The organism is Paracoccus marcusii (assembly GCF_028621715.1).
Classification (GTDB): domain Bacteria; phylum Pseudomonadota; class Alphaproteobacteria; order Rhodobacterales; family Rhodobacteraceae; genus Paracoccus; species Paracoccus marcusii.
In genome coordinates, this window is the sequence record NZ_CP117466.1 from 2,978,500 (window position 1) to 3,004,159 (window position 25,660).

General features: G+C 68.6%; 25 protein-coding genes and 1 tRNA gene. 12 read left to right on the plus strand and 14 right to left on the minus strand.

Going from position 1 to position 25,660, the window contains the following annotated elements; translation table 11 throughout:
- Nucleotides 1-18 precede the first annotated feature (18 nt).
- Entirely contained in the window at nucleotides 19-1,425 is a 1,407-nt protein-coding gene (gene uxaC / locus PRL19_RS14730; protein WP_273743402.1) for a glucuronate isomerase, read from the minus strand.
- Between the two features lie 81 nt (nucleotides 1,426-1,506).
- On the opposite strand from uxaC, the gene PRL19_RS14735 reads away from it, so the two are divergent.
- Nucleotides 1,507-2,202 carry a GntR family transcriptional regulator gene (locus tag PRL19_RS14735; protein ID WP_157001347.1) on the plus strand — a complete coding sequence of 232 codons (696 nt, stop codon included), beginning with the start codon at nucleotides 1,507-1,509 and terminating at the stop codon, nucleotides 2,200-2,202.
- Here PRL19_RS14735 and PRL19_RS14740 read toward each other — a convergent pair.
- Nucleotides 2,199-3,464: a glycerate kinase type-2 family protein gene (locus PRL19_RS14740; RefSeq protein WP_273743403.1), complete on the minus strand. Its 1,266-nt coding sequence runs from the start codon at nucleotides 3,462-3,464 to the stop codon at nucleotides 2,199-2,201. The genes PRL19_RS14735 and PRL19_RS14740 overlap by 4 nt on opposite strands.
- A gap of 164 nt (nucleotides 3,465-3,628) precedes the next feature.
- Between PRL19_RS14740 and PRL19_RS14745 the strand changes: the two genes are divergently transcribed.
- The gene (locus tag PRL19_RS14745; protein ID WP_273743404.1) at nucleotides 3,629-4,159 is read left to right on the plus strand and encodes a biliverdin-producing heme oxygenase; all 531 of its coding nucleotides are present in this window, start codon (nucleotides 3,629-3,631) and stop codon (nucleotides 4,157-4,159) included.
- A gap of 47 nt (nucleotides 4,160-4,206) precedes the next feature.
- Nucleotides 4,207-6,345, plus strand: coding sequence for a histidine kinase dimerization/phosphoacceptor domain -containing protein (locus PRL19_RS14750; RefSeq protein WP_127898752.1), 2,139 nt, complete (start codon nucleotides 4,207-4,209; stop codon nucleotides 6,343-6,345).
- Here PRL19_RS14750 and PRL19_RS14755 read toward each other — a convergent pair.
- Entirely contained in the window at nucleotides 6,326-6,793 is a 468-nt protein-coding gene (locus PRL19_RS14755) for a response regulator (RefSeq protein ID WP_127898753.1), read from the minus strand. The genes PRL19_RS14750 and PRL19_RS14755 overlap by 20 nt on opposite strands.
- Nucleotides 6,790-7,905 carry a PAS domain-containing protein gene (locus tag PRL19_RS14760; protein WP_127898754.1) on the minus strand — a complete coding sequence of 372 codons (1,116 nt, stop codon included), beginning with the start codon at nucleotides 7,903-7,905 and terminating at the stop codon, nucleotides 6,790-6,792. The genes PRL19_RS14755 and PRL19_RS14760 overlap by 4 nt, the downstream gene beginning before the upstream one ends.
- Before the next feature lie 123 nt (nucleotides 7,906-8,028).
- On the opposite strand from PRL19_RS14760, the gene PRL19_RS14765 reads away from it, so the two are divergent.
- Nucleotides 8,029-8,640 (plus strand): nucleoside/nucleotide kinase family protein, encoded by a 612-nt coding sequence (locus PRL19_RS14765; protein WP_273743405.1) that lies wholly within the window; start codon nucleotides 8,029-8,031, stop codon nucleotides 8,638-8,640.
- On the opposite strand, the gene PRL19_RS14770 is transcribed toward PRL19_RS14765, so the two are convergent.
- From PRL19_RS14770 to PRL19_RS14790, 5 genes are all read right to left on the minus strand, one after another.
- Entirely contained in the window at nucleotides 8,637-9,425 is a 789-nt protein-coding gene (locus tag PRL19_RS14770) for an ABC transporter permease (RefSeq protein WP_273743406.1), read from the minus strand. The genes PRL19_RS14765 and PRL19_RS14770 overlap by 4 nt on opposite strands.
- Nucleotides 9,422-10,303 (minus strand): ABC transporter permease, encoded by an 882-nt coding sequence (locus PRL19_RS14775; protein ID WP_045998942.1) that lies wholly within the window; start codon nucleotides 10,301-10,303, stop codon nucleotides 9,422-9,424. The genes PRL19_RS14770 and PRL19_RS14775 overlap by 4 nt, the downstream gene beginning before the upstream one ends.
- Complete coding sequence (locus PRL19_RS14780) at nucleotides 10,296-11,360, minus strand: ABC transporter ATP-binding protein (protein WP_127898758.1); 1,065 nt, start codon at nucleotides 11,358-11,360, stop codon at nucleotides 10,296-10,298. The genes PRL19_RS14775 and PRL19_RS14780 overlap by 8 nt, the downstream gene beginning before the upstream one ends.
- 50 nt (nucleotides 11,361-11,410) lie before the next feature.
- Nucleotides 11,411-12,529 carry an extracellular solute-binding protein gene (locus tag PRL19_RS14785; RefSeq protein ID WP_045981663.1) on the minus strand — a complete coding sequence of 373 codons (1,119 nt, stop codon included), beginning with the start codon at nucleotides 12,527-12,529 and terminating at the stop codon, nucleotides 11,411-11,413.
- A gap of 210 nt (nucleotides 12,530-12,739) precedes the next feature.
- Nucleotides 12,740-13,741 carry a PepSY-like domain-containing protein gene (locus PRL19_RS14790; protein ID WP_273743407.1) on the minus strand — a complete coding sequence of 334 codons (1,002 nt, stop codon included), beginning with the start codon at nucleotides 13,739-13,741 and terminating at the stop codon, nucleotides 12,740-12,742.
- Between the two features lie 132 nt (nucleotides 13,742-13,873).
- On the opposite strand from PRL19_RS14790, the gene PRL19_RS14795 reads away from it, so the two are divergent.
- From PRL19_RS14795 to preA, 5 genes are all read left to right on the plus strand, one after another.
- Nucleotides 13,874-14,230: a PepSY domain-containing protein gene (locus PRL19_RS14795; protein WP_273743408.1), complete on the plus strand. Its 357-nt coding sequence runs from the start codon at nucleotides 13,874-13,876 to the stop codon at nucleotides 14,228-14,230.
- Between the two features lie 10 nt (nucleotides 14,231-14,240).
- Entirely contained in the window at nucleotides 14,241-14,900 is a 660-nt protein-coding gene (locus tag PRL19_RS14800; protein ID WP_045998937.1) for a response regulator transcription factor, read from the plus strand.
- Nucleotides 14,897-16,195 (plus strand): ATP-binding protein, encoded by a 1,299-nt coding sequence (locus tag PRL19_RS14805; protein WP_273743409.1) that lies wholly within the window; start codon nucleotides 14,897-14,899, stop codon nucleotides 16,193-16,195. The genes PRL19_RS14800 and PRL19_RS14805 overlap by 4 nt, the downstream gene beginning before the upstream one ends.
- A 97-nt stretch (nucleotides 16,196-16,292) precedes the next feature.
- Nucleotides 16,293-17,648, plus strand: coding sequence for an NAD(P)-dependent oxidoreductase (locus tag PRL19_RS14810; RefSeq protein WP_273743410.1), 1,356 nt, complete (start codon nucleotides 16,293-16,295; stop codon nucleotides 17,646-17,648).
- A 10-nt stretch (nucleotides 17,649-17,658) separates the two neighbouring features.
- Nucleotides 17,659-18,957: an NAD-dependent dihydropyrimidine dehydrogenase subunit PreA gene (gene preA / locus PRL19_RS14815; RefSeq protein WP_273743411.1), complete on the plus strand. Its 1,299-nt coding sequence runs from the start codon at nucleotides 17,659-17,661 to the stop codon at nucleotides 18,955-18,957.
- A gap of 105 nt (nucleotides 18,958-19,062) precedes the next feature.
- Here preA and PRL19_RS14820 read toward each other — a convergent pair whose 3' ends face one another.
- From PRL19_RS14820 to PRL19_RS14830, 3 genes are read right to left on the minus strand one after another with little or no spacing between them, the layout of a single operon-like run.
- Complete coding sequence (locus tag PRL19_RS14820) at nucleotides 19,063-20,532, minus strand: carboxypeptidase M32 (RefSeq protein ID WP_273743412.1); 1,470 nt, start codon at nucleotides 20,530-20,532, stop codon at nucleotides 19,063-19,065.
- Nucleotides 20,529-21,674: a heme A synthase gene (ctaA, locus tag PRL19_RS14825; protein WP_045982910.1), complete on the minus strand. Its 1,146-nt coding sequence runs from the start codon at nucleotides 21,672-21,674 to the stop codon at nucleotides 20,529-20,531. The genes PRL19_RS14820 and ctaA overlap by 4 nt, the downstream gene beginning before the upstream one ends.
- 35 nt (nucleotides 21,675-21,709) lie before the next feature.
- The gene (locus PRL19_RS14830; protein WP_273743413.1) at nucleotides 21,710-22,438 is read right to left on the minus strand and encodes an RNA methyltransferase; all 729 of its coding nucleotides are present in this window, start codon (nucleotides 22,436-22,438) and stop codon (nucleotides 21,710-21,712) included.
- A 68-nt stretch (nucleotides 22,439-22,506) separates the two neighbouring features.
- On the opposite strand from PRL19_RS14830, the gene PRL19_RS14835 reads away from it, so the two are divergent.
- Entirely contained in the window at nucleotides 22,507-23,109 is a 603-nt protein-coding gene (locus PRL19_RS14835; RefSeq protein WP_273743414.1) for a thiamine phosphate synthase, read from the plus strand.
- On the opposite strand, the gene purN is transcribed toward PRL19_RS14835, so the two are convergent.
- Both purN and purM read right to left on the minus strand, forming a co-directional pair.
- Nucleotides 23,106-23,693: a phosphoribosylglycinamide formyltransferase gene (purN, locus tag PRL19_RS14840; RefSeq protein WP_273743415.1), complete on the minus strand. Its 588-nt coding sequence runs from the start codon at nucleotides 23,691-23,693 to the stop codon at nucleotides 23,106-23,108. The genes PRL19_RS14835 and purN overlap by 4 nt on opposite strands.
- Nucleotides 23,690-24,730: a phosphoribosylformylglycinamidine cyclo-ligase gene (gene purM / locus PRL19_RS14845; protein WP_273743416.1), complete on the minus strand. Its 1,041-nt coding sequence runs from the start codon at nucleotides 24,728-24,730 to the stop codon at nucleotides 23,690-23,692. The genes purN and purM overlap by 4 nt, the downstream gene beginning before the upstream one ends.
- 106 nt (nucleotides 24,731-24,836) lie before the next feature.
- On the opposite strand from purM, the gene PRL19_RS14850 reads away from it, so the two are divergent.
- Nucleotides 24,837-24,913, plus strand: a tRNA-Ile gene (locus PRL19_RS14850).
- Nucleotides 24,914-25,086: 173 nt separating this feature from the next.
- On the plus strand, nucleotides 25,087-25,647 hold the full coding sequence (locus PRL19_RS14855) for a P-loop NTPase family protein (protein WP_273743417.1): 561 nt from the start codon (nucleotides 25,087-25,089) through the stop codon (nucleotides 25,645-25,647).
- The last annotated feature ends 13 nt before the right edge of the window (nucleotides 25,648-25,660 follow it).

Genomic DNA, 25,660 nt, shown 5'->3' on the forward strand with positions numbered 1-25,660 from the left:
CCTCCCAGATACAGATGCTCAAAGCTTGTAGGCCCGCTTGGCCAGGCCATAGGTTAGGTCGCGCGCCACCTCGGGGGCCTCGTCCTCCTCCAGACGTCCCGATGCGACCAGGTCGGCCAGCCAGGCGCAATCGACCCTGCGCGCCACGTCGTGACGGGCCGGGATCGAACAGAAGGCGCGCGTGTCGTCGTTGAACCCCACGGTGTTGTAGAACCCCGCCGTTTCCGTGGTCATCTCGCGAAAGCGGCGCATCCCTTCGGGGCTGTCATGGAACCACCAGGCCGGACCCAGCCGCAGGCAGGGCCAGACCCCGGCCATCGGTGCCAGTTCGCGGGCATAGGCGGTCTCGTCCAGCGTGAACAGGATCACCGTCAGGCGCGGGTCCATGCCCACCGCATTCAGCAGCGGCCGCAGCGCGGTCACGTAATCCGTGCGGCCAGGGATGTCGAAGCCCTTGTCGCGGCCGAACATCGCCAGCACGTCGTCGGAATGGTTGCGGCGCGACCCGGGGTGGATCTGCAGGACCAGCCCGTCGTCAAGGCTCATGCGCGCCATCTCGGTCAGCATGTGGCCGCGGAACGCGTCGGCCTCCTCTGCGGTGCAGGTGCCGCGCAGGGCCTTGGCGAACAGCGCAGCGGCCTGGTCGCGGGGCAGATCCTCGGTCCGGGCCGAGGCGTGGCCATGGTCACTGGACGTCGCGCCATGGTCGATGAAGAACGCCCGACGCGCCCGATGCGCGTCCAGGTATCCGTCCCAGGTCGCGGTGTCGAACCCGGTCTGCTGGCCCATCAGCGCGACATTATCGGCGAACCCGGCCATCTCGGGGTCGATCACACCGTCCGGACGATAGGCGGTGATGACCCTGCCCCCCCAGTCGCTGTCGCGGATCATCCGATGCCAGCGCAGATCGTCGGTCGCGGCCTCGGTCGTGGCGATCGCCTCGATGTTGAAACGGTCGAACAGCGCGCGGGGCCGGAATTCGGGCCGGGCCAGGCAATCAGCGATGTGATCGTAATACCAGTCAGCCGTGTCTTCGGACAGGCGGCGGTCGATGCCGAAGACGTGCTGGAAGCTGTGGTCCAGCCACAGGCGCGACGGCGTGCCGCGAAACAGCGGATAGTGCCGCGCGAACAGCCGCCAGATGGTCCGGCCGTCCGATTCGGTCGGCCCGCCATCAGCGCGGGGCACCCCCAGGTCGGTCAGCGCCACCCCCTGCGAACACAGCATGCGGAACACGTAGTGATCGGGCGTCACGAACAGCTGCGCGGGGTCGGGAAACGCCTCGTTTTCCGCAAACCAGCGCGGATCGGTATGGCCGTGCGGGCTGACGATCGGCAGGTCGCGCACCTGTTCGTACAGCGCGCGGGCCAGATCGCGGGCGCGGCCTTGGGTCGGGAACAGGCGGTCGTCATCCAGCAGTGTCATGTGATCCCCCTCCGACTCACTTGCCATTCCGCTAGTCGTCTAATATGCTAGTTTACAGGTTCGGTCAACGCGGGGATGATCATGTCGGTTCAGGAACTGGACAGCTTGCCACCGCTGCAGGATCTGCGCCCCCGCACCGTCACCGACCAGATCTTCGAGCATCTCTATGCACGGGTCGTCGGGCTGGACCTGCCCCCCGGCGCAAAGCTGTCCGAGGCCGAGGTCGCGGCCCGGATGGGCGTGTCGCGCCAACCGGTGCGCGACGCCTTCTATCGGCTGTCGCAGCTGGGCTTCATCCAGATCCGCCCGCAGCGCGCGACCACCGTCACCCCGATCTCGACCGAGGCGGTGATGCAGGCCTATTTCATCCGCAGCGCGCTGGAACAGGCGACCATGCGGGTCGCGGCGCTGACGTTGCAGCCGTCGGACTGGGATGGCCTGGAACGCCTGATCGACCTGCAGGAAGCCGCCAGCCGGGAGGACCGGCGCAGCGATTTCCATGCCCTGGACGACCAGTTCCACCGCGACATCTGCGCGGCGGCGGGCAAGGAATTCGTCTGGAACCTGGTGCGCGACAACAAGGGCCACATGGACCGCGCGCGCTTTCTATCGCTGTCCTACGGCGCCTCGACCGCGTTCATCGAGCATCGGGATATCCTGGCCGCCCTGCGCGCCCGCGACCCCGAGGCCGCCGCAGGCGCCCTGCGCGACCATCTGAGCCATATCGAACACATCCTGGAACGGCTGCGCATCGACCAGCCGGGCATCCTGGCCTAGTCGGCCGGGACCACCAGCACCGCCCGGAAATCGTTGACGTTGGTCAGCGTCGGCCCGGTGCGGATCAGGCTGTCCGTCGCGTCGAACAGGCTGTAGCTGTCATGCCCCGCCAAGGCCGCACGCATGTCCAGGCCCAACTCCGCGACCCGCTGCGGCAGATCGGGGCCGATGATGGCGCCTGCCGCGTCCTCGGTCCCGTCGATGCCGTCGGTGTCTGCGGCAAGCGCGTGGATGCCCGGCTGCCCGCGCAACGCCACGGCCAGGGACAGAAGAAACTCGGTGTTGCGCCCGCCGCGGCCGGGATCGCCCTGGCCGATGGTCACGGTCGTCTCTCCGCCCGACAGCAGGACCGCGGGGGCCGGGGCGGGGGTGCCATGGGCGGCGGTCGCGCGGGCGATGCCGGCCATGGCGATGCCCAGTTGCGCGGCCTCTCCCTCCAGCGCGTCGCCCAAGAGGAGGGGCGTCACCCCGGCCCGTTCCGCCACGCGGGCGGCCGCCAGCAACGACATCTGCGGCGTGGCGATCAGGCGGTAATCGGCGTCGAAGGCCGCGGCGGGCTGCGGCGGCGCCATCAGCAGATCAAGCGCCGCCTGCGGCAGGGCCGGGCCAAGCCGGTCGACCAGCCAGGAAAGGTCCTGTCCGGCGGTGGGGTCCGGCACCGTCGGACCGGACGCGATGGCCGCCGGATCGTCGCCCGGCACATCGGAGATCGCCAGCGTCACCAGCCGTGCGGGCGCGGCCGCCTGCGCCAGCCGCCCGCCCTTGATCGCCGACAGGCGCCGGCGGACGCGGTTCATGTCCTCGATCGTCAGCCCCGACCGCAGCAGCAGGCGGTTGACCACGATCTTGTCCTCCAGCGTCAGCGGCGCGCGGGGCGCCGCCATCAGCGCCGACCCCCCGCCCGAGATCAGCGCCAGCACCAGGTCGTCCGGTCCCGCCGCCTTGGCCGCAGCCAGGATTCGTTCGGCGGCATCCTGCGACGCCGCGTCAGGCACCGGGTGGGACGCCTGGCACACGGTGATGCGCCGCGTCGGAACCTGGTGCCCATGTCGTGTGACCACGATGCCGGAAAGGTCGACATCGGGCCAAGCGGCCTCCAGCGCGGCGGCCATGGCGGCGGCGGACTTGCCCGCGCCCACCACGATGCAGCGGCCCTGCGGCTTGGGCGGCAGATGATCGGCCAGCACCTGCGCGGGATCGGCGGCGCCCACCGCCGCATCGAACATGTCGCGCAACAGCGCCTGTGCCTGGTCCTGGTTCATTCCGCCTCCGTCGGTGATCGCGTCGCCCGGGGGCGCGCCTGTGGCGCCATCATAGGGATGGTGCCGCGGTTTGCCAGCACCGCCGCCGCTGGCCCCTGCCCCGCCGATCTGCTAGGGCGCCCCGGATTGCGGCCCCGCGCCGCCCCAACCCGCCCGAGGCCCCGGTGACCCAGCATGTTCTGCGCAGCGTCCTTCGCGACGGCACCGGCGATCTGCACGCCACGCTGGACGCGCAGGTGGGCGCGCTGGACAGCCCGGCGGCCTATCTGGCCTATCTGCGCGGCAGCCACGCGTTTCGCAGCGCTATCGATCCGCTGCTGGAGGCCGGCTCGGCCCGGATCGGCTGGCGGCCGGTGATGCTGTCGGATGCGACGGCGCGCGATCTGGAGGACCTTGGCGCAGGGCGCCCGACCCCGGTGACCCCGCCCGCCCTGCCCGACGCCGCGGCCGTCGCGGGCGCGCTGTATGTGGTCGAAGGATCGTCCATCGGTGCGACGCTGATCGCGCGCAGGGCGGCGGCCCTGGGGTACACCACGGGCCACGGCGCGTCCCACCTGGCGCTGCAGACGGGCGATCCGCGCCGGTGGCGGCGGTTCCTGGACTGGCTTCATGCCGCGGACCCGGACCCCGCGCGGGCGGTCAAGGCCGCGCGGGCGGTGTTCCAGACCGCCATGACCGCATTTACGCAACGGTAAACGAAAAGCAATTGGACGGCTGACCTGGGCCGCCTTAGAAATCCGTAATGTCCACAGCCCTGCCCAACCCTGCCGATGCCCGTGATCTGACTGCCTGCGACCGCGAACCGATCCATGTTCCCGGATCGATCCAGGCGCATGGCCACCTTCTGATCGTCGACCCGGGCGACGGCCGGATCGTCGGCGCCGCGGGACGCGCCGACGGCCTGACGCGCGACATGATCGGCCAGACCCTGTCGCAGGCGCTTGGCGGCGTGCTGCGCAATGCAATCGACGATCTGCCCGATATTGGTCCCGTTCCCCTGGCACCCGTGATGATCGACGGGGCATCCTGGGACCTGCTGGCCTATCGCAGCGGCGCGCATGTCGTGATCGAGATGCTGCCCGCGCTGGATCAGCCGCCGCTGGATGCACGTTTCCTGGGCCGGATGCAGGCGCTGGACGCGGTGCTGGAGCGGGCGTCGTCCCTGCCCGACCTGATGCGGAACGCGGCGGGCGTGTTCCGCCAGCTGACCGGCCACGCGCGGGTGATGATCTATCGCTTCATCGACGACGAGGCCGGGGCCGTGGTGGGCGAAAGCCGTGCCGAGGGCATGGGCACGTTCATGAACCACCATTTCCCGGCATCCGACATTCCCCGCCAGGCGCGCGCCCTCTACGTGCGCAACCGCGTGCGGGTCATCGCCGACGTGCATGCCCCGGTCCAGCCGATCACCGGCAGCGTTCCCGGGATCGAGGCCATCGACCTCAGCGATTCGATGCTGCGCAGCGTCTCTCCGGTGCACCTGCATTATCTGCGCAACATGGGGGTGGGTGCATCGGCGTCGATGTCGATCATCAAGGACGGGGCGCTTTGGGGTCTTGTCGCCTGCCACCACCCCGAACCGCGCGACCTGTCGCTGGCCACGCGTCTGGCCTGCCAGTCCCTGGCCGACAGCCTGGCCCGCCAGATCCGCCTGCGCGAGGAGACGGTGCTGTACCGTGAACGCATCCGGCTGCGCGCGCACGAGGATACCGTGCTGGCCCGTCTTGGTCCTGACGACCAGCTGGACCAGTTCTTCGCGCAATCCGCGGGACCGCTGGCCGAGCTGGTGGGCGCCGACGGCTTTGCCGCCGTTCAGGGCAGCGAGCTGTTCTCGTCGGGCAGCTGCCCCGATCCGGCGGCGCTGCGCCATCTGGCCGACCATGTGCGCCAGTCGGCGGCGATCACCCCCTTTGTCAGTTCCAACCTGGAACGCGTCATCCCTGCGGCGGCGGCCTATCGCGACGTTGCCAGCGGCATGCTGTCGGTCACCATGTCGACCGAGGTGCCGACGATCCTGATGTGGTTCCGCGCCGAAAAGCTGCAGGTCGTGACCTGGGCCGGCAACCCGCACAAGGACGTCCCCACGGTCCCCGGCGCCACGCTGGAGCCGCGCGCATCCTTTGCGGCCTGGTCCGACGAGGTGCGCGGCAAGTCGCGCCCCTGGACCGCCGCCGAGGTCGAGGCCGCCAGCCGCCTGGTTCGCCTGATGCTGGAGGCGCGCAGCTCGCGGCGCATCCGCCGGCTGAACGCCGAACTGTCCATCACGCTGCGCGAGAACGAGAGCCTGATCCAGCAAAAGGAATTCCTGCTGCGCGAGGTCAACCACCGCGTCCAGAACAGCCTGGCCCTGGTGGCATCCTTCCTGCGCATGCAGGGCCGCGGCGCCGACCCCCTGGTCCGCACCCAGCTGGACGAGGCGCAAAGCCGACTGTCGGCCGTCAGTCTGGTCCATCGCCGCCTTTATCAGGACGACAGCGCCCAGATCGTGGACCTGGCGATCTATCTGGACGACCTGCTGCGCGACATGAAATCGTCGCTGGACCCGGCATGGGCCGACGCGATCCAGACCGAATTCGCGCCCATCCTGGTATCAGCGGATCGTGCGGTCAGCATCGGCCTGCTGACCAACGAGATCGTCGCGAATGCGATCAAGTATGCCTACGATGGCCAGCCCGGCCCGGTGTCGGTCGTGCTGTCGCAGACGCGCAACGGGATGCTGTTGTCCGTGACCGACAACGGCGTGGGGTCGGACGGGTCCATCAAGGGCACCGGCTTTGGCATGCGGATGGTGGCGTCGCTGGTCGAGCAGCTGGGCGGCAAGTTGCAGTCGGACACGAATGCGCCCGGTCTGCGGGTGGTGATCACCGCTCCCCTGGACTGACGCCCCATTGCGCGGCGAAGGCGGGCGAGGCCACGAAGCTGCCGGGTTCGGGCGACACGGGGGGCGGATCGCACACGCCCTCCTCCAGATATTTCAGCGCGGCGACGAACCCCGCCGATGAGAACGGCTTGGCGATGACGCCATGCGCGCCGTCGAAATCGTCGGGGATCTTCTTCGGGTTGGCCGTGACAAAGACCACGATGGTGTCGGGCCACTGCTTCTGGATGGCGCTGTTGACCTGCAGGCCGGTACTGCCGCGTGCCAGCTGCATGTCGACCAGCGCGACGTCCGGGGCCTTGTCCGTGGGCAGCGCCATCACGTCCTGCAGCGAAGATGCCACGGCCAGTACCTGATGGCCGGCATCCTCGATCATCATCTCGATGTCCATCGCGATGATGAACTCATCCTCGACCACGAGGATCGACAGCGGCGCCTTGGGGCGGTTCATGGAATTTCCTTGTCGATGACGACGCTGACCTGGATCGACCCCTGATCGGTCCTGGACCAGGCCACGCGCGTTCGTGTCTGTGCGGCAAGCCGAGAGATGATCTGTTCGTTCACCCCGGACGGCGAATAGACCGGATCGGCCTCGGCGTCCCCCTGGCCCGGAGGTCCGAAGCCGATGGACAGCTCGACCCGCGCGGGCGTCGTCCGCGACGAGATGTCGAAGACCTGGCCCTTCGCGACGTTCTCGGGGCGGATCATGTGCGCCAGGATCTCGTTCACGATCAGCCCGATCGCCGCCGCCTGCCCCGCAGGCACCTCGGCCCGGCCCAGATCGGCGCGGATGCGGATGTCGCAATCGGCCCGGCTTTGCGTCAGGTCGGAGGCAAGGTTGACGGCGTAGGATCCGATGTCGAACCGCGTCACGTCGTCGGACTGGTACAGGTGGCGATGCACCGTGGCCAAGGCGTCGATCCGGGTCATCATCGCGCGCAGCATGTCGGCCGTGTCGCTGTCCGCCGCCTCGCGCAGCTGCAGGCGCAGGATCGACCCGATCATGGTCATGTTATTCTTCACGCGGTGATCGACCTCGTGCAGCAGCAGACGCTGTGCATCCAGCGAATCGCGCAGTTCGGCGACGCGGCGGGTCACCTCGGCCTCGACCCGCGATTTCTCGCGCGCCATGCGGGACTGCACGTCGATCCGGTCGGTGACGTCCAGCTGCGAGGCAAAGAAGAACCGGATACGGCCCGCATCGTCGCGCACCGGGCTGAGATACAGCGCGTTCCAGAACGACGTCCCGTCCTTGCGATAGTTCAAAATATCGACCGAGATGTCGGTCCCGTTCTCGACCGCCTCGCGCAGGCGGCGGATCGTGTCCTGGTCTGTCTGCGACCCCTGCAGGAACCGGCAGTTGCGACCCATCAGCTCGTCGCGGTCGTACCCGGTCAGGCGCTGGAACGCGTCATTGGCAAAGACGATGGGATTGTCGGGCAGGCTGGGGTTGGTGATGATCATCGGCATGCGCGTTGCCCGCACCGCGGCCGCGAAGGGATCGCCGCGTCCGTGTTCATGATGCAGCGCCTCGGTCAGGTGCCAGTCGTCCCGTTCGTCCACGTCGCGTCCCTTGTAAGCCTGCCCCAGACCCTGTCGTCTGCTTCAAGACACTGCCGCCTTGAATGGTTCCGGAATATCGGAAAAGGATCGCGGTGACAGGCCCTCCAAGGTGACATGATGACCATGACGACAGATCTTCCCGACCTGAGAGAGCGCCTGCGGGCCATGGCCCGCGGCCCCGGCCGGACCATGATCGCCCTGGCGGGCCCTCCGGGCGCTGGCAAGAGCCATGTCACCGATGCGCTTCTGGCCGATCTGCCGGGGGCGGCGCTGCTGCCGATGGACGGGTATCACCTGGACGACCGGCTGCTGTCGGCACGCGGCGATCTGCCGCGCAAGGGGGCGCACTGGACGTTCGACCTGGACGGCTTTGCGGTCATGCTGGACCGGCTGGCCGCCGATGACGGCCGCGACGTGCTGGTCCCCGTCTTCGACCGTGACCTGGAGATCAGCCGCGCCGCCGCGCGTGAGATCCCCGCCAGCGCCCGGCTGATCCTGGTCGAGGGGAACTATCTGCTGCTGGACCGGCCCGGCTGGCGCGACCTGGGGCGTCATTTCGCGCTGACCGTGATGCTGGACGTGCCGCAGGCGGTGCTGCGGGCCCGCCTGACGGCCCGCTGGCGCGACCTGCCCCCCGATCAGGCCCGCGCCAAGCTGGAGGCCAACGACCTGCCCAACATGGAGCTGGTGCTGACCGCCAGCCGTGCGCCCGACCTGATCCTGCCGAACGGCTAGGCCGCGCGCCGGCGCCGCGCGACCTCATAGGCGATGGCACCGATGACCGTGGCCACGATGATGATCAGCGCCAATGCGTTCACCGCGGGCGTCAGGCCGGTGCGGACCTTGGTCGCGATGAAGACGGTCAGGGGCGTCTCGAACCCGCGCACGAACAGCGTGGTGTTGTAGTTCTCGATCGATTGCAGCACCGCGAGGCCCGCCGACGCAATCAGCGCGGGCCGCAGGAACGGCAGCGTCACGCGGCGGAACACCATCACGCGGTTGGCGCCGAGACCCAGGGCCGCCTCCTCCTGCGTGCGGTCGAACCGCTGCAGGCGGGCCATGACCATCAGCATGACATAGCAGATGATGAAGGTGGACTGCGCCAGCACGATCAGGAACACCCCGCCGCCCACGCCCATCTGCCGCCACAGGATCAGGGTCGAGATCCCGATCACCACCCCCGGCGTCAGCAGGGGCGACACCATCACCGCATAGGCAAAGCTGCGCGCCCGCGCATGCAGCGATGTCAGGACCAGCGCCGCCGCCGTGCCCACCGGCACCACGATCACCACCACGCAGACCGCAACCAGCACGGACGTCCACAGCGACTGCCACATGGCCGCGTCCGCCCACATGGCGGCGAACCATTCCGTCGTGGTCCCCTGCCACGGGATCACCGTGGGAAAGCGGCTTTCATTGAAGCTGGCCGCGCCCATGATGATCAGCGGTGCGAACAGATAGGCCGCGAAGACCATCAGATACAGCCAGAACATGGCGCCGAAGATGCGTTCCGGCCTCATTTCGCGACATCCGTCAGGTTGACGCGGAACAGCCGCAAGGTGATCAGGACGACCGCCAGGCACAGCACCAGCAGCACCAGCGCATAGGCCGCGCCGCGGTTCCAGTCGCCGCCCTCGAAGAACCAGTTGTAGATGATCTCGGTGAACCATCGGCTGCCGGGCGATCCCAGCAGCGCGGGCGCGACATAGCTGCCGGCGGCCAGCATGAAGGTGAACACGAAACCCGTCGCGATCCCGGCCTTGGCATGGGGGATCACCACGCGGGTATGGATGCGCCAGGGCGACGCGCCCAGGTCGCGGGCGGCCTCGATCTGGGCTTTGTCCAGCGATTCGATGGCGTTGTAGATCGGCAGCAGCATGAACAGGATATAGGCATAGACCATCGCCGCCAGCACGCCGCCGTCGCCCTGCCAGCGGATCGGTGCGTCGATCAGGCCGATATTCGTCAGCACCGCGTTCAGCGGCCCGCGATAGGCCAGGATGATGAACCAGGCCAGCGTCCGCAGCACCTCGTTGATGAAGAAGGGGATGATGATCAGCATCATCGCGATGGCCAGCTGCCCCGTCGTGGCCCGCTGCGCCATCCAGAAGGCAATGGGATAGCATACGGCAAAGGTCACCGCCGCCACCAGGCCGCTGGCCCAGATCGTCTTGAAGAAGATCGCGCGGTGCGTGGGCTCTCCGGCAAGATAGAGGATGTTCGACAGCGTATAGGTGTCGTCCGGCCCCCCAAGCGCCGCGGGCGGCAGGTTCGGTCGCAGGGCATAGTCGATCATCATCAGGTTCGGGGCCAGGACCATCACGGCCAGCCAGAACAGGACAAGGATCAGGAAGATCGTCGAAAGCCCCGGTCCGAAACGGTTTTTCAGATCACCCATCGCCCAGCACCACCGCATGTCCCGCGTCGAACCCGAACCCCGCCCGGCTGCCCGGAACCGGCGCATCGGCCAGCCGCGTCGAGGGCACCGATGCCGTCAGCGCCGTCCCGCCGTCGAACCGGCCGTGGACCAGCGCAAAGGAGCCTTCGAAATCGACGCGCTCGATCTGCGCCTGCAGGGGGTTTTGGCCGATACCGGGCACCAGCGCCTCGGGGCGGACATAGATCGTGCCCTGCACGCCCGGCGCGGCACCCTGTCCCGCGCGACCGGTCAGCGGCCCCAGGTCGGTCTCGATCCGGGCGGTGCCGGCCTGCACGTCGGTGATGCGGCCGGGAATGGCGTTCGTCTCGCCCACGAAGCGGGCCACGAAGGGCGTGGCGGGGTTGTCGTACAGCTCTCGGGGCGTGGCGACCTGCTGCAAGAGACCCGCCGACATCACGGCGACGCGGTCGGACATGGCCAGCGCCTCGGACTGGTCGTGGGTGATATAGATGAAGGTGACGCCCGTGCGCTTCTGGAGCGCGCGCAGTTCGGCGCGCATGTGCTGGCGCAGCTTCAGGTCCAGCGCGGACAGCGGTTCGTCCAGCAGCAGGACACCCGGTTCCACGGCCAAGGCGCGGGCGATGGCCACGCGCTGACGCTGGCCGCCGGACAGTTCGCCCGGCATGCGGTCGCCGTATCCCTCCAGCGCGATCAGGCGCAGCAGGTCGTCTGCCTTGGCCCGGCGTTCGGCGCGGCCGACCCCGCGGGCCTCCAGGCCGAAGGCGATGTTGTCACGCACCGACATCAGCGGGAACAGGGCCAGCGACTGAAAGATCATCGCGGTCGGGCGCTGGTTGGGGCCCAGCCCCTTCATGTCCCGGTCGCCGATCAGCACGCGCCCCTCGGTCGGCTCTATGAAGCCCGCGATCATGCGCAGGATCGTGGTCTTGCCGCAGCCCGACGGCCCCAGGATGGAGAAGAACTCTCCGGCCTCGACCTTGAAGCTGACATCGCTGACGGCGCGGGTGGTGCCAAAAGTCATGCCGATGCCGGCAAGTTCGACCGAATGGGACATTGTGTCTCCTGCAGGAGTTGGGGGGCGGCGAAAACCGCCCCCGGTTGGGTTCAGGCCGACAGGAAGCGGTCCTGATACTCGTTGCGCTTGGTGATGTACCAGCTTTCCTGGATCGGCCACCACCACAGTTTCTCCAGCGCGTCGCCCGGATAGGCGGCGGCGAAGAAGGCCTTGGCCTCGTCCGAGGTCAGCTGATCGGAGCCCACCGCGGTCGAGTTGATCTTGGTCGCGTTGGTGTACATCGCGCCGGCCTCGGGCGTCAGGAACCAGTTGATGAAGGCATAGGCGCCGTCCAGGTTCGCCGCCCCCGTCGGGATCGACAGACCCTCCATCCAGGCCAGCGCGCCTTCCTTGGGCGCGATGAAGCCCACGGGCAGACCTTCGGACGCCAGGGCGGCCGCGGTCGAATCCCAGGTCTGGCCCACGGTGGCGCCGTTGACGCGGAACGCGCCCTGGGCCTCGTTCTCGTTGGTCCAGAACTGGATGATGTTGCCCTTGCGCGCGATGGCCTCGGCCAGGATCACGTCGAAGATCTCGATCTGCGCATCGGGATCGGTGAACGCATCCAGCAGCGGCCGCGGCAGCTTGCCCTCGGCCTCCAGCCACAGGCCCAGGCCGATCAGCGAGGAATGCCCGCGCACGGTCGCCTGCGCGCCGTCCTTCCACAGATCGCCATAGGACGCGGTGCCGTATTCCAGCGGGTTCTGTTCGGTATCAAAGGCGATCGCCTCGGTGCCCCAGTCGGTCGGCACCTGGTACCGCTTGCCGTCCACGACCGCGCCCAGGTTGACCGAGTTCTCCCATGCACTGGGCAGGACCTTGGCGACCTCGATGCGCGATTCGTCCAGCGGCTGGATCAGGCCGAACTCGACATAGTTCGGGACGCGGTCGACGGTCGGCCAGATCAGGTCGAACCCGGCGCCGTTGTTGGCACGCAGCTGGTTCAGCAGCTCGTCGTTGGTGCCATAGGGGGTGAAATTCGGGGTGATGCCCGTGGCCTCCTGAAAGGCGCCCAGGATCTCGTCGTTCAGATAGCCGGCCCAGGCAAAGATGTTCACCTGCCCCGCACCCTGCGCCATGGCGCCGCGCGCCAGATAGGGAGAGGCCAGTGCCACGCCAGCCGTGGCCGCAGCCCCGCGCAGAAGGCCGCGTCGGTCGATCCGTGTCATAGAAAGATCCTCCATGTCGTTGTCACTCAGCCGTTTCCCGTTATCGGGCATGCGTGTCGATAAAATGACACGACGCCAAGGGCTTTGGCTTGGCCCGCAGCCTAGACCGGGGCCGCGCCAAGGCAAAGTGTCTTCTTGGTCAGCCCGTCGCGGCATGGAAAAAGGGCCGTCCCGGACGGGACGGCCCTTGCGGCGCAGCCGACGCCGCGATCAGCGGGCGGTTTCGCGCACCAGCTGGCCCTGCGGGTCCAGTTCCAGAGTGACGGTCTCCCCGTCGGGATTGGTCGCGTCCAGCAGGACGCGCGGCCCTTCCTGGCGCATCAGGCCGAACGCGCTGTAGCCCGCCTGCGTCAGGCGCTGGTTTGCCGCGACGGTGTCGAACTGCGGCGCGGGGGGCATGTCGCCGCGCGGACCGTCACCCCGGGGGCCTTCGGCACGCGGGCCATCACCCCGGGGGCCTTCGGCGCGCGGGCCGTCGCCGCGGGGACCATCGCCGTGGGGGCCGTCACCCCGCGAGCCGTGTCCGCGCGGGCCGCGATCATGGTCACGCCCGCCGCGGCGGTCGTCGTCGCGGCCGAACCGCAGGACGGCCCCCGCCTCGTCAAAGGCCGCGCGCATGTCCTGGCCGCCGGTATCCTCGCCCTTGACCTCGAAGCGGCCGTATTCGGCCTTGATCTCCTCGATCATGCCGAACTGGGCCATGACCTCGTTGCCGCGCACGGCCTGCGGCAGGATCGCGTCGATGATCGGCTGCGGCAGGGCGGTGTCGTCGGTCTCGATCTCGATCAGGGTATTGTCGGGGGCGAACTTGACCTCGACCTCGGCGCCGCTTTCCTGCCAGCCCTTGATCTCCAGATGGCGCGGGGTCTGCTTGATCTCCTCATAGCGGGTGAACAGCGCCATCGCGGGCGTGCCGCGGATCTCGCCGGGCAGTGCGGCGTCGATCAGCGGGGCGGGCAGGCTGCCGTCGTCGGCCTCGATCTTGATCAGGTTGCCGGCCATGTCGAACTCGGCCTCGATCTGGGTGCCGTCGGGCAGATAGCCCTCGTATTCGCGCTGGCCGTCGCGCTTGGTCTCGAAGCTGATGCGGTCAAGGTCCAGGCCCTGCAGCATGGCGGGCAGCTCGACGCCGGGGGTCTGGGCGGCTGCGGGGACGGTCCCGGCCACGACGGCGATCAGGGCGGCGGTGGATGCAAGATGCTTGCGGGTCATGTGACACTCCTTTGGGTCGATGTCGGCCGGCGGGTCCGGCCTTCTGCGAATCGTTTCTAGCCCAATGCAACCGAACGGATCGCCAATGCGCCGTTTGGTTTCCATTTCCCCCGGACAGGGCATAGTGGCCCCATGACACGTGCCCCGAATCCTCTGATCCTGGTCTTGGCCCTGATGGCGCCGCTGGCGGCCCTGCCTCAGCCAGCTCCCCCGCCGGACCCCTGGGCCACCAGCTTTCAGCCGCAACCGTTCCACCGCATGGCCGAGGCGGTCACCGCGCGCTATGACGGCCGCCTGGTCGCGGCCGAGACGCGCCCGCCCCGCCCCGCCGAACGCGCCGCGGGGGTCGAGCTGATCTATGAGTTCCGCCTGCTGACCACGCAGCGCAACATCCTCAATATCCGCGTGGACGCCCGCACCGGGCGTTTCCTGGAAGTGGCCGGACGCGGCCAGCTGGAGGCGCGCCGCGCGCCCCGCACCCAAGACTGAAGGACCTGACATGCGCGCCCTGATCGTCGAGGACGACCCCCTGCTGGCCGACCAGCTGTCCCAGGCCATGATCCAGGCCGGCTTCGTAACCGATATCGCCCCAGACGGCACCCAGGGAGAGTTCCTGGGCGCCACCGAAAGCTATGACGTGGCCGTGCTGGACCTGGGCCTGCCCGGCCTGCCCGGCATCGAGGTCCTGACCCGCTGGCGCGACCAGGGCATCGCCATGCCGGTCCTGATCCTGACCGCGCGCGGCGACTGGACCGACAAGGTGGCGGGCTTTCGCGCGGGCGCCGACGATTACGCCGTCAAGCCCTTCCGCCTGGACGAGGTCGTGCTGCGCGCCCAGACCCTGATCCGCCGTGCCGCGGGCCATGCGCGCCCGCAGATCGCGGCCGGGCGGCTGCAGCTGGACGGCCAGCTGGGCGTCATCACCCTGGACGGGATGGCGCTGCGGCTGACGGCGTTTGAACAGCGCATCATGACCTATCTGATCACCCATCAGGACCGCGTCATCAGCCGGACCGAACTGTCCGAACACCTCTACGAGGCCGAGACGGACCGCGACTTCAAGTCGATCGAGGTCGTCATCGGCCGCCTGCGCAAGAAGGTCGGCGACGGCATCATCGAGACCCGCCGCGGCGAGGGCTATGTCCTGAGGTCGGCGTGACGCGGTCGATCCGCGGCCGGCTGCTGCTGCTGGCGGCGGTCTGGCTGACGGCGGCGCTGCTGGGGGCATTCCTGCTGATCGCGCAGCTGCTGGAGGATTTCGTCACCGACCGGTTCGACGCCGAGACGCTGGCCATCGCCGACAGCCTGATCGGCCAGCTGGAGGTCGACGACGACCGGGTCGAACTGGACGACACGCCGCTGGACGTGCGCTTCACCCTGCCGCTGTCGGGGTGGTACTGGCAGGTCATGGCGGGGGATGCGACGGTGGCGCGATCTCCGTCGCTGCTGGACGGGCAGTTGACCGGGCCCGCGGGCGATCTGACCGGCGCGACGGGCCGCGACGCCGATGCGGCGGGCCTGCGCATCCTGCGCCGAGAGCTGACCATTCCCGACAGCGACGCCCTGATCGCGGTCACCGTGACCGCCCCCCTGGCCGAGATCGAGGGCAGCCTGGCGCAGATCGTGCGCCCGTTGGCGGTCGCGCTGGTGGTGCTGGGGCTGGGTCTGGCCGCCGCCAGCGTGATCCAGGTGACGCTTGGCCTGCGCAGTCTGGACCGCCTGCGCGCCGATCTGGCCCGCGTGCGCGCGGGCGACAGCGACCGGCTGGCCCGCCCCGACGTGTCCGAACTGCGCCCCCTGGCGTCAGAGATCAACGCGGCGCTGGATCAGAACGCGGCCCTTCTGACCCGGTCGCGCCAGCATCTGGGGAACCTGGCCCATTCGCTGAAGACGCCGCTGGCGGCCCTGTCGAACGAGCTGCCGCCCGATCATCAGGGCCAGGCCCTGATCACGCGGATGGATCGCCTGATCGGCTGGCACCTGCGCCGCGCGCGTCAGGCCGGGCCGCGCCTGCTGGGGCAGCGGACCCCGGTCGCGCCGGTCGTCGACGACATCCTGCTGGTGCTGCGCTGGCCCTTGGCCGACCGCGGCATGACCGCCGATGTCGATTGCCCCCCGGACGCGGCCTTTCCCGGCGAACGCCAGGACCTGGAGGAGATGATCGGCAACCTGTCCGAGAATGCCGCCAAATGGGGGCGCACGCGCCTGCGCATCACCGTGCGCACCCCGCCGGACCGCCTGATCCTGCGGATCGAGGATGACGGTCCCGGCCTGCCCCCCGACCAGGCGCCCCTTGCCCTGATGCGCGGCGCGCGGCTGGACGAACTGGGCGCCCCCGGCGCGGGGCTGGGCCTGGCCATCGTGGCCGATCTGGCGGCGCTGCATGGCGGCGAATTGCGGCTGGAACGGTCCGATCTGGGCGGTCTGGCCGCCGTTCTGGATCTGCCTGCCTGAAATTTCCGCAAAGCTTTGCGGCCCATATTTTACCATTTGATAAAAAAATGGACCTGTGTCAGCCTGATTTCACCAACAGGTGAGCCAGGAGACGAAAATGTCCCAAGCGAGATTAAGCCCCGGCGTGGTGCCGGGACGACTGACCCCCGACCAGCTGGCGGCGAACTTCGTCGATGTCGCCCCGCCGCTGGACCGCCACGAGGCGCATGTGGCCGCCGACCGGTGCTATTTCTGCCATGACGCGCCCTGCATCACGGCCTGCCCGACCAGCATCGACATCCCGCTGTTCATCCGCCAGATCGCGACCGACACGCCGGATGCGGCGGCGATGACGATCTTTCACGCCAACATCTTGGGCGGCATGTGCGCCCGTGTCTGCCCCACGGAACAGCTGTGCGAGGGTGCCTGCGTGCGCATGGAGGCCGAGGGCAAGCCGGTCGAGATCGGTGCGCTGCAGCGTTACGCGACCGACGGGCTGATGGCGCAAGGGTCGCACCCCTTCAAGCGCGCCGCCCCCACGGGCAAGCGCGTGGCCGTGGTCGGCGCGGGCCCTGCGGGTCTGGCCTGCGCGCATCGTCTGGCCGCCAAGGGCCATGATGTGGTGATCTTCGAGGCGCGGCCCAAGCCGGGGGGCCTGAACGAATACGGCATCGCCAGCTACAAGGCCGTGGACGGCTTCGCCCAGGCCGAGGTCGATTGGCTGATGGGCATCGGCGGGATCGAGCTGCGCCACGACCAGGCGATCGGCCGCGACATCACCATGGCTGCGCTGCAGTCCGAATACGATGCAGTGTTCCTGGGCATGGGCCTGGGCGGCGTGAACGCGCTGCGCGCAGACGGCGAGGACCGCACGCATGTGCTGGACGCCGTCAGCTTCATCCGCGACCTGCGCCAGGCCAGCGATCTGGGCACCCTGCCCGTCGGCCGCGACGTGGTGGTGATCGGCGGCGGCATGACCGCCGTGGATGCCGCCGTACAGGCCCGCCTGCTGGGCGCCGAGAACGTCAGCATCGTCTATCGCCGCGGTCAGGACCGCATGGGCGCCAGCCGCCATGAACAGGACCACGCGACCGCCAGCGGCGTGCGGATCATCTGCAATGCGGCGCCCCTGGCGGTCCATGGCAACGGCGCGGTGACCGAGGTCGAGTTCGCCTATACCCGCGCCGAGCCCGACGGGCTGGTCCTGACCGAGGACCGCTTCCGGCTGAAGGCCGACCAGGTCTTCCGCGCCATCGGCCAGCGCCTGGAGGGCGCGCCCGAGGGGCTGGAGCTGGCGGGCGGCAAGATCCTGGTGACCGGGCCGGGCCGCACGACGCTGGACGGGGTCTGGGCCGGGGGCGATTGCGCATCCGGCGGCGACGACCTGACCGTGACCGCGGTGGCCGAAGGCCGCGACGCGGCAGAAGACATCGACGCCCGGCTGACCGGACGTCCCGTCGAAATCCCCGGCTGAGGACGAACCCATGGCAGACCTGCGCAGCAATTTCATCGGGATCAAGTCCCCGAACCCCTTCTGGCTGGCCTCGGCCCCGCCGACCGACAAGGAATACAACGTCCGCCGCGCCTTCCAGGCCGGTTGGGGCGGCGTGGTGTGGAAGACGCTCGGGTCCGAAGGCCCGCCCGTCGTCAATGTGAACGGCCCGCGCTATGGCGTGATCCATGGCGCCGACCGCCGCGTCCTGGGCATCAACAACATCGAGCTGATCACCGACCGCCCCCTAGAGGTGAACCTGCGCGAGATCAAGTCGGTCAAGCGCGACTATCCCGACCGGGCGCTGATCATCAGCCTGATGGTGCCCTGCGACGAGGATAGCTGGAAGGACATCCTGGCCCGGATCGAGGATACCGGCGCCGACGGGGTGGAACTGAACTTCGGCTGCCCCCACGGCATGGCCGAACGCGGCATGGGATCGGCCGTGGGCCAGGTGCCGGAATACATCGAGATGGTGACCCGGTGGGTCAAGAAATACAGCCGCATGCCCTGCATCGTGAAGCTGACCCCCAACATCACCGACGTGACCAAGCCCGCCGAGGCCGCCAAGCGCGGCGGTGCCGATGCGGTCAGCCTGATCAACACGATCAACTCGATCACCTCGGTCGATCTGGACCTCTTCGCGCCCCAGCCGACCATCGACGGCAAGGGCAGCCATGGCGGCTATTGCGGCCCGGCGGTCAAGCCCATCGCCCTGAACATGGTGGCCGAGATCGCCCGCAACCCCGCGACCGCAGGCCTGCCCATCAGCGGCATCGGCGGCGTCACCACCTGGCGCGACGCGGCCGAGTTCATGGCGCTTGGCGCGGGCAATGTGCAGGTCTGCACGGCGGCGATGACCTATGGCTTCAAGGTGGTCCAGGAGATGATCACCGGCCTGCACGATTATCTGGACAGCCATGAGATGGGCCTGTCCGACCTGATCGGCCGCGCGGTGCCCAACGTGCGCGACTGGCAGCAGCTGAATCTGAACTATGTCACCAAGGCGGTGATCGACCAGGATGCCTGTATCAGCTGCGGCCGCTGCTATGCCGCGTGCGAGGATACCAGCCACCAGGCCATTGCCATGAAGCCGGGCCGCGTCTTCGAGGTGATCGAGGAGGAATGCGTCGCCTGCAATCTGTGTGTCGATGTCTGCCCGGTCGAGGACTGCATCACCATGCGTGAGCTGGAGATCGGCGAGATCGACAAGCGCACCGGCATTCCGCGCGGCGAATACGCGAACTGGACCAGCCATCCGAACAACCCGATGGCCCGCGCCGCCGAGTGATCCGATGCGGCTGGGGAGCCTTGCGCCCCCCGGGCCATCCGCAGGGTATTTGGTGAACGAAAAAGCCCCGCGGCGATGGCCGCGGGGCTTTGTCATGCGGGACGATCAGAGACCGTAGATGCGGCCGAACTTCTGTTCCAGATAGTCCAGAAGCGGGTCGGGTCCGATGGGCTGGCCCGCGGCGCTCTCGATCACCGCGGTCGGGGTCATCAGGCCGCCGTGGCGCTGAACGTTCTCGCGCAGCCATTCGGTGGCGGGGGTCGCGTCGCCCTGGGCCAGGGACGCGTCCAGATCAGGCACCGCGCCGCGCAAGGCCTGGTTCAGGCAGCCTGCATAGACATTGCCCAGGGCATAGGTCGGGAAATAGCCGAAAAGGCCCACCGACCAATGGACATCCTGCAGCACGCCGTTCGCGGGACGATCGACCGCGACGCCGAAATCCTTGAGGAAGCGCGCGTTCCACGCCGCCTCCAGGTCCTGCGTATCCAGCCGCCCCGAGATCAGGTCTCGTTCAAGATCAAAGCGCAGCATGACGTGCAGGTTGTACTGCACCTCGTCCGATTCGGTGCGGATATAGCCCGGCGTGACGCGGTTGACCGTCGCATAGAAGGCGTCGGGATCGGTGATGTTCAGCCCGTCGAAGGCCTCGGACATGCGTTCAAACAGCCAGCCTGTGAAGGCGCGGCCGCGGCCCAGTTGGTTCTCATAGATGCGGCTCTGGCTTTCGTGGACGCCCATAGACACGCCGCGCCCCAGGGGGGTGAAGGCGTAATCGGGATCGATGCCCAGCTCATAGCTGGAATGGCCGACCTCGTGGATGGTGGAGTAGAGACAGTTGAACGGATCCGTCTCGACCACCCGCGTGGTGATGCGGCTGTCCTGCCAGCGCCCCGAGCTGAAGGGATGCACGGCCAGATCCATCCGCCCCCGCGTCCAGTCATAACCGAAGGCCGTGGCGCAGGCGCGGGCCAGGCGCAGCTGGGTTTCCTGCGGGAAATGGCCCTTCAGCGCCTGCGGCTGATCGGCACCCAAGACGTCGTCGCGCAGCGCGACCAGGCGCGGGCGCATCGCGTCGAACAGCGTCGCCAGGCGCGCCCCGGTCATGCCGGGTTCGTAATCCTCCAGCAGCGCGTCATAAAGATCGCCGCCATCGGCCAGGCACGCGGCCTCCTCGCGCTTCAGCATCAGGACCTGATCCAGGGTCGGCAGGAAATCCGCGGGCGCGTCCTTGGCGCGGGCCTCGGCCCAGATGCCCTGGGCCAGCGAGGTCAGCCGCGCCAGTTCGGAGGCCAGCCGCGCGGGAATGCGGCTGCTGCGGGCATAATCGCGCGCGATCAGGGCGACGGCGCGGCGGTCGGCAGGCGTCTGCGGATCGGCCGCGTCCAGCCATTCGCCGATGCGCGGATCGGTGCGGCGGTCATGCAGCACCTCCTCCATCGCGCCCATCTCCTCGGCGCGCTGTTCGGCGGCGCCGCGGGGCATCACGGTCTCCTGGTCCCATCCCAACCGTTCGGCGACGGAGGACAGGGCTTCGGTCTGGCGCTGGAAGGCCAGCAGGTCGGTCAGCGCGGTCATCGGATCGCCCCCCGGATCGAGGTTTCAAAGGGATAGCGCGCATGGTGGCGCGCCCGCAGGATCATCGCGAACAGCACGACGGCGCCGAACTGGTGCGTCAGGGCCAGGTGCAGGGGCGATGCGTGGATCACGTTCAGGATGCCCAGCCCGATCTGTGCGGCCATCGCCACGATCATGACGCTGAAGGCGCCGCGCGTCACCGGATGGGGCGAGCGGCGCGCCCGCAGCCAAACGACGACGGCGAAGATCGCCAGCAGATAGCCGGTCATGCGGTGGATGAACTGGACCAGGGCCGGGTTCTCGAAGAAGTTCCGCCAGCCCAGGGTGCCGTCCCAGATCGCCGCCGGGATCCATTCGCCGCCCATGGTGGGCCAGCCGGTATAGGTGCGGCCCGCGTCGATGCCCGCGACCAGCGCGCCCAGCAGGATCTGCACGAAGGTCAGGTGCATCAGCCCCGTGGACATGCGGAACAGCTTGGCCTCTCCGGCGCGGCGCGCGCGCATCAGCTCGGCCTCGGAGCGCGACAATTGCAGGACGTACCAGGTGATTAGGCCCAGGATCAGGAAGGCGATGCCCAGATGCGTGGCCAGGCGATAGGACGCGACACGCAGCATCCCCTCGTTCAGGCCCGAGCTGACCATCCACCAGCCGATCGCGCCCTGCAGGCCGCCAAGCGCCCCCAGGGACAGCAGGCGGGGCGTCCAGCCTGTGGGAATGCGCGACGTGGCCCAGAAGAAGACGAAGCCCAGGGCCCAGACCAGACCGACCACGCGGCCCAGCAGACGGTGCCCCCATTCCCACCAGTAGATGTACTGGAACTCCGACAGCGACATGCCGCGGTTCAGCTCCTGGTACTGCGGGATCTGGCGATAAAGGTCGAATTCGCTCTGCCAGTCGGCGGCGTTCATGGGCGGGATGGCCCCGGTCACGGGTTTCCATTCGGTGATCGACAGGCCCGACCCGGTCAGGCGCGTGGCGCCGCCCACGACGATCATCGCCAGGACCAGCACGAACAGCACGGCAAGCCAGGCGCGGATCGCGCGCCGCGCGCCGCGGGGGCGGGCATCGATCATGCCGGTGGTCTGGACGGGTCGGGCTGCGGTCGGGTCCGAGACTTCCTGGAAGACAGGTCGCTTGGCCATCGCAAGGCTCCTTTCGGGCGGAGGTTAGGGGCGGGTCAGCGCCGGGTCAACTGACGCAGGACGCCGTGCAGGATCCGCACGTCGCCCTTGGTCAGGGTCAGGCGCGACCACATGTTGCGCATGTTCAGACGCATCGACGCGGCCTTGGTTTCCGGGAAGAAGAATCCGGCCTGGGTCAGCTGGTCGTCGTAATGGTCGCCCAACCGCTCGATCTCGATGCGGTCGGCGGGGGCTTCGGCCTCGGACCGGCGCAGATGGGGCGCGGGTTCGGGCGGCAGGATGTCGCGGCCGAATTCGTATCCCATCAGCAGGACGGCCTGGGCCAGGTTCAGCGACGGGAAATCGGGGTTCACCGGCACCGTCACGATGGCGTTGGCCCGCGCGATGTCGTCATTCTCCAGCCCCGTACGTTCGGGGCCGAAGATGACCGCGGAGCGGCCATCATGGGCGCGGGCCTGGGCCATCGCGGTGGCGGGCGTGAAGACGGGCTTGGTCAGTTCGCGCCCGCGCGCCGTGGTGGCATAGGCATAGTCGATGCCCTCCATCGCCAGGGCCAGCGTGGGATAGACGCGGGCCGTGTCCAGCACGCGGCCCGCCGCCCCCGAGGCCATGGCGACGGCCTTGGGGTTGGGCCAGCCGTCGCGCGGATCGACGATGCGCATGTCGGTCAGGCCGAAATTCAGCATGGCGCGGGCGGCCGCGCCGATGTTCTCGCCCATCTGCGGGCGCACGAGGATGATGACGGGTTGGCGTTCGATCTGCATGGTCCGGCAGATAGTCCGTCTGGCGGCGGCGGGCAAGCTGCGCTATCTGCGACACAAAGGAGATCGCCATGACCGACGCCCCTCAATTGTACCTGATGACCCCTGCCGGCGCCCAGGCATCCAGCCTGGCACCGATGTTGGCCGAGGTGATGGACCGCGTGGCCCCTGCCTGCCTGCGCATCCGCGGCGGCGCCGAGGAGGACGAGCTGGGCCGCCTGGCCGACATGGCACGCGAGATCGCCCATGCCCGCGACGTGGCCGTGGTGATCGACGATCACGTCAAGCTGGTCCTGCGCCACGGGCTGGACGGGGTGCACCTGAACGACGGGGCCAAGGCCGTGCGCTATGCCCGAAAGGAGCTGGGCGACGACGCGATCGTCGGCGCGTTCTGCGGCACGTCGCGCCACGAGGGCATGAACGCGGCCGAGGCGGGTGCGGATTACGTGGCTTTTGGTCCGGTCAGCGACAGCGCGCTCTATCGTGGCGATCCGGTCGAGCTGGAGCTGTTCCAGTGGTGGTCCGAGATGATCGAGGTGCCGGTCGTGGCCGAAGGCGCCATCACACGAGAGCTGATCACCCAGCTGACGCCGATCACCGACTTCATCGCCCTGGGCCCCGAGATCTGGACCCAGGAAGACCCGGCCGCGACACTGGCCCTGTTGTGGGGCTAAAGGACCAGGGGCGTCCGGTCGTCTGACGCGAACCGCCGCAGCACCGCCGGGTATAGGCGGTGTTCCTGCACCAGCACACGCGCGGCCAGGGTCGCGGCGTCATCGCCGGGCAGGATCGGCACGCGCGCCTGACCCAAGGCCGGCCCTGCGTCCAGTTCCGGAGTGACCAGGTGCACGGTGCAGCCGGCCTCGGCGTCACCGGCGGCGATGGCGCGGGCATGGGTGTCGAGACCGGGGTACTTGGGCAAAAGAGAAGGATGGATGTTCAGCATCCGCCCCTGAAACCGCTGCACGAATTCGGGCGTCAGGATGCGCATGAAGCCGGCCAGGCAGATGATGTCGGGCCGGGCCGCCAGCAGCGGCTGCAGCAGCGCCTGTTCGAACCCCGCCCGGTCGTGCGGAAAGTCGCGGTGATCGACGGACGCGGTCGGCACGCCCAGTTCGGCGGCACGGGCCAGCCCGCCCGCCTGCGGATCGTTCGACGCGACCAGTACGGGGCGCGCCGGGTGATCGCCGGTCATGTCCTGCAGCAGGCGGATCATGTTCGACCCGCCCCCCGAGATCAGGATCGCGACCCGTTTCACGCAAGCGTGCCGGAATAGCGTACGCCCGCGCCCGCCGTGACGGTGCCAAGGCGATGCACCGTCTCTCCCTGCTGGGACAGCAGGTCGGTCAGCGCATCGGCGCGGTCGGCGGCCACGACCAGGATCATGCCGATGCCGCTGTTGAAGGTCTTGAGCATTTCGGACGTCTCAATTCCGCCGGCCTGGGCCAGCCAGGCGAAGACGGGGGGCAGCGGCCAGCTGCCCAGGTCGATGTCCGCGCCCAGGTCCTTGGGCAGGACGCGGGGCAGGTTCTCGGTCAGGCCGCCGCCGGTGATATGGGCCAGCGCGTGCACGCCGCCCGCGCGGATTGCTGCCAGGGCGGGCGTGACGTAGAGCCGCGTGGGCGTCAGCAGCGCCTCTCCCAGGGTGGTGTCGGCAAAGGGCGCGGCGTCGGACCACGCCAGACCGGCGCGTTCCGCGACCTTGCGGACCAGCGAATAGCCGTTGGAATGCACGCCGTCCGAGGCCAGGCCCAGCAGCACGTCCCCCTGCCCCACGCCCGCGGGAAGCGCCGCGCCGCGGTTCATCGCGCCCACCGCAAAGCCCGCAAGGTCGAAATCGCCGTCGTGATACATGCCGGGCATCTCGGCGGTCTCTCCGCCGATCAGGGCGCAACCGGCGGCCTTGCAGCCGCGGGCAATCCCCTCGACCACGCGGGCGCCTTCGTCTACGGACAGCTTGCCGGTGGCGAAATAGTCCAGGAAGAACAGCGGCTCGGCGCCCTGGCAGACGAGGTCGTTCACGCACATCGCGACCAGATCCTGACCCAGACCGTCCAGATGTCCGGTGTCGATGCCGATGCGCAGCTTGGTGCCCACGCCATCGGTGGCGGCGACCAGGATCGGGTCGTCATAGCCCGCAGCCTTGAGGTCGAACAGCGCGCCGAACCCGCCAAGCGCATCCATGACGCCCGGCCGCTGCGTGGCGGCGGCGGCGGGCTTGATCCGTTCGACCAGAGCGTTCCCCGCGTCGATGTCGACGCCTGCGTCGCGATAGCTGATCCCGTTCTGTGTCATGTCGGCCCCCGGCTGATGTCGGCCCCCCGATAGCGGAACCGCACCCATTGGGCAACGCCCAAGCTTGACCTGAACGCCATGCGGCACTAGGCAATGCGTGCTGCGGGGGCCTGTAGCTCAATTGGTTAGAGCAGGGCGCTCATAACGCCTTGGTTGCGGGTTCAAGTCCTGCCGGGCCTACCATCCCCACACCGCCGACCCATCCCACGCATGGACGTCCTCCGCGCTGCGAGGTTGCGGAACCAGCGTCTCGCAAGGATCGGCGTGAATCGTCCCAAGCTGAAATTATCCTGCCAAATCCGAACCAATCCGCGTAGAGCGTGTTGATCGCGCGTTCGTGAGCGGTTGGGGGATGGATGAGTTTGGTGACACGGGTGATGGTTCTGGGCGGGTCAGGGACGGGAAAGTCCTGGCTGGCGATGCGGCTGGCCGCGTTGGCCGGCCTGCCCGCGTACCACATGGATCAGCTGAGCTGGATGCCGGGCTTTGTCCATCGTAGCACCGGTGAGCTTGATGCCCTGACGCGTGAGATCCATGCACAGGAGCACTGGATCATCGAGGGCGGTCATTACGAGACGATGCATGAGCGCGCCGCCCGGGCCCATCTTCTGATCTGGGTCGATCCGTCCAGGCCGGTGCAGGTCGCCCGCGTCGCATGGCGGTCGCTGCGTTATCACAACCGCACGCGGCCGGGCATGGGAGAGGGGTGCCGCGAGACGTTCGGCTGGCACACGCTGGATGCCATGGCCTATGCCCGCACCTCGCGGCAGTTTCATCGCGACCGCGCGACCGAGGTCATCGCCGCCGCAGGACCCCGACTGGCGCTTGCGCATATCCGGTCAGGGTGGCAGGCGCGGCGGTTCCTGCGCCGCTGCGCGCCCGTGCCGCGCACGCGGGGTTTTCTGCTGCGACCGTAAAGGATGCAGGACG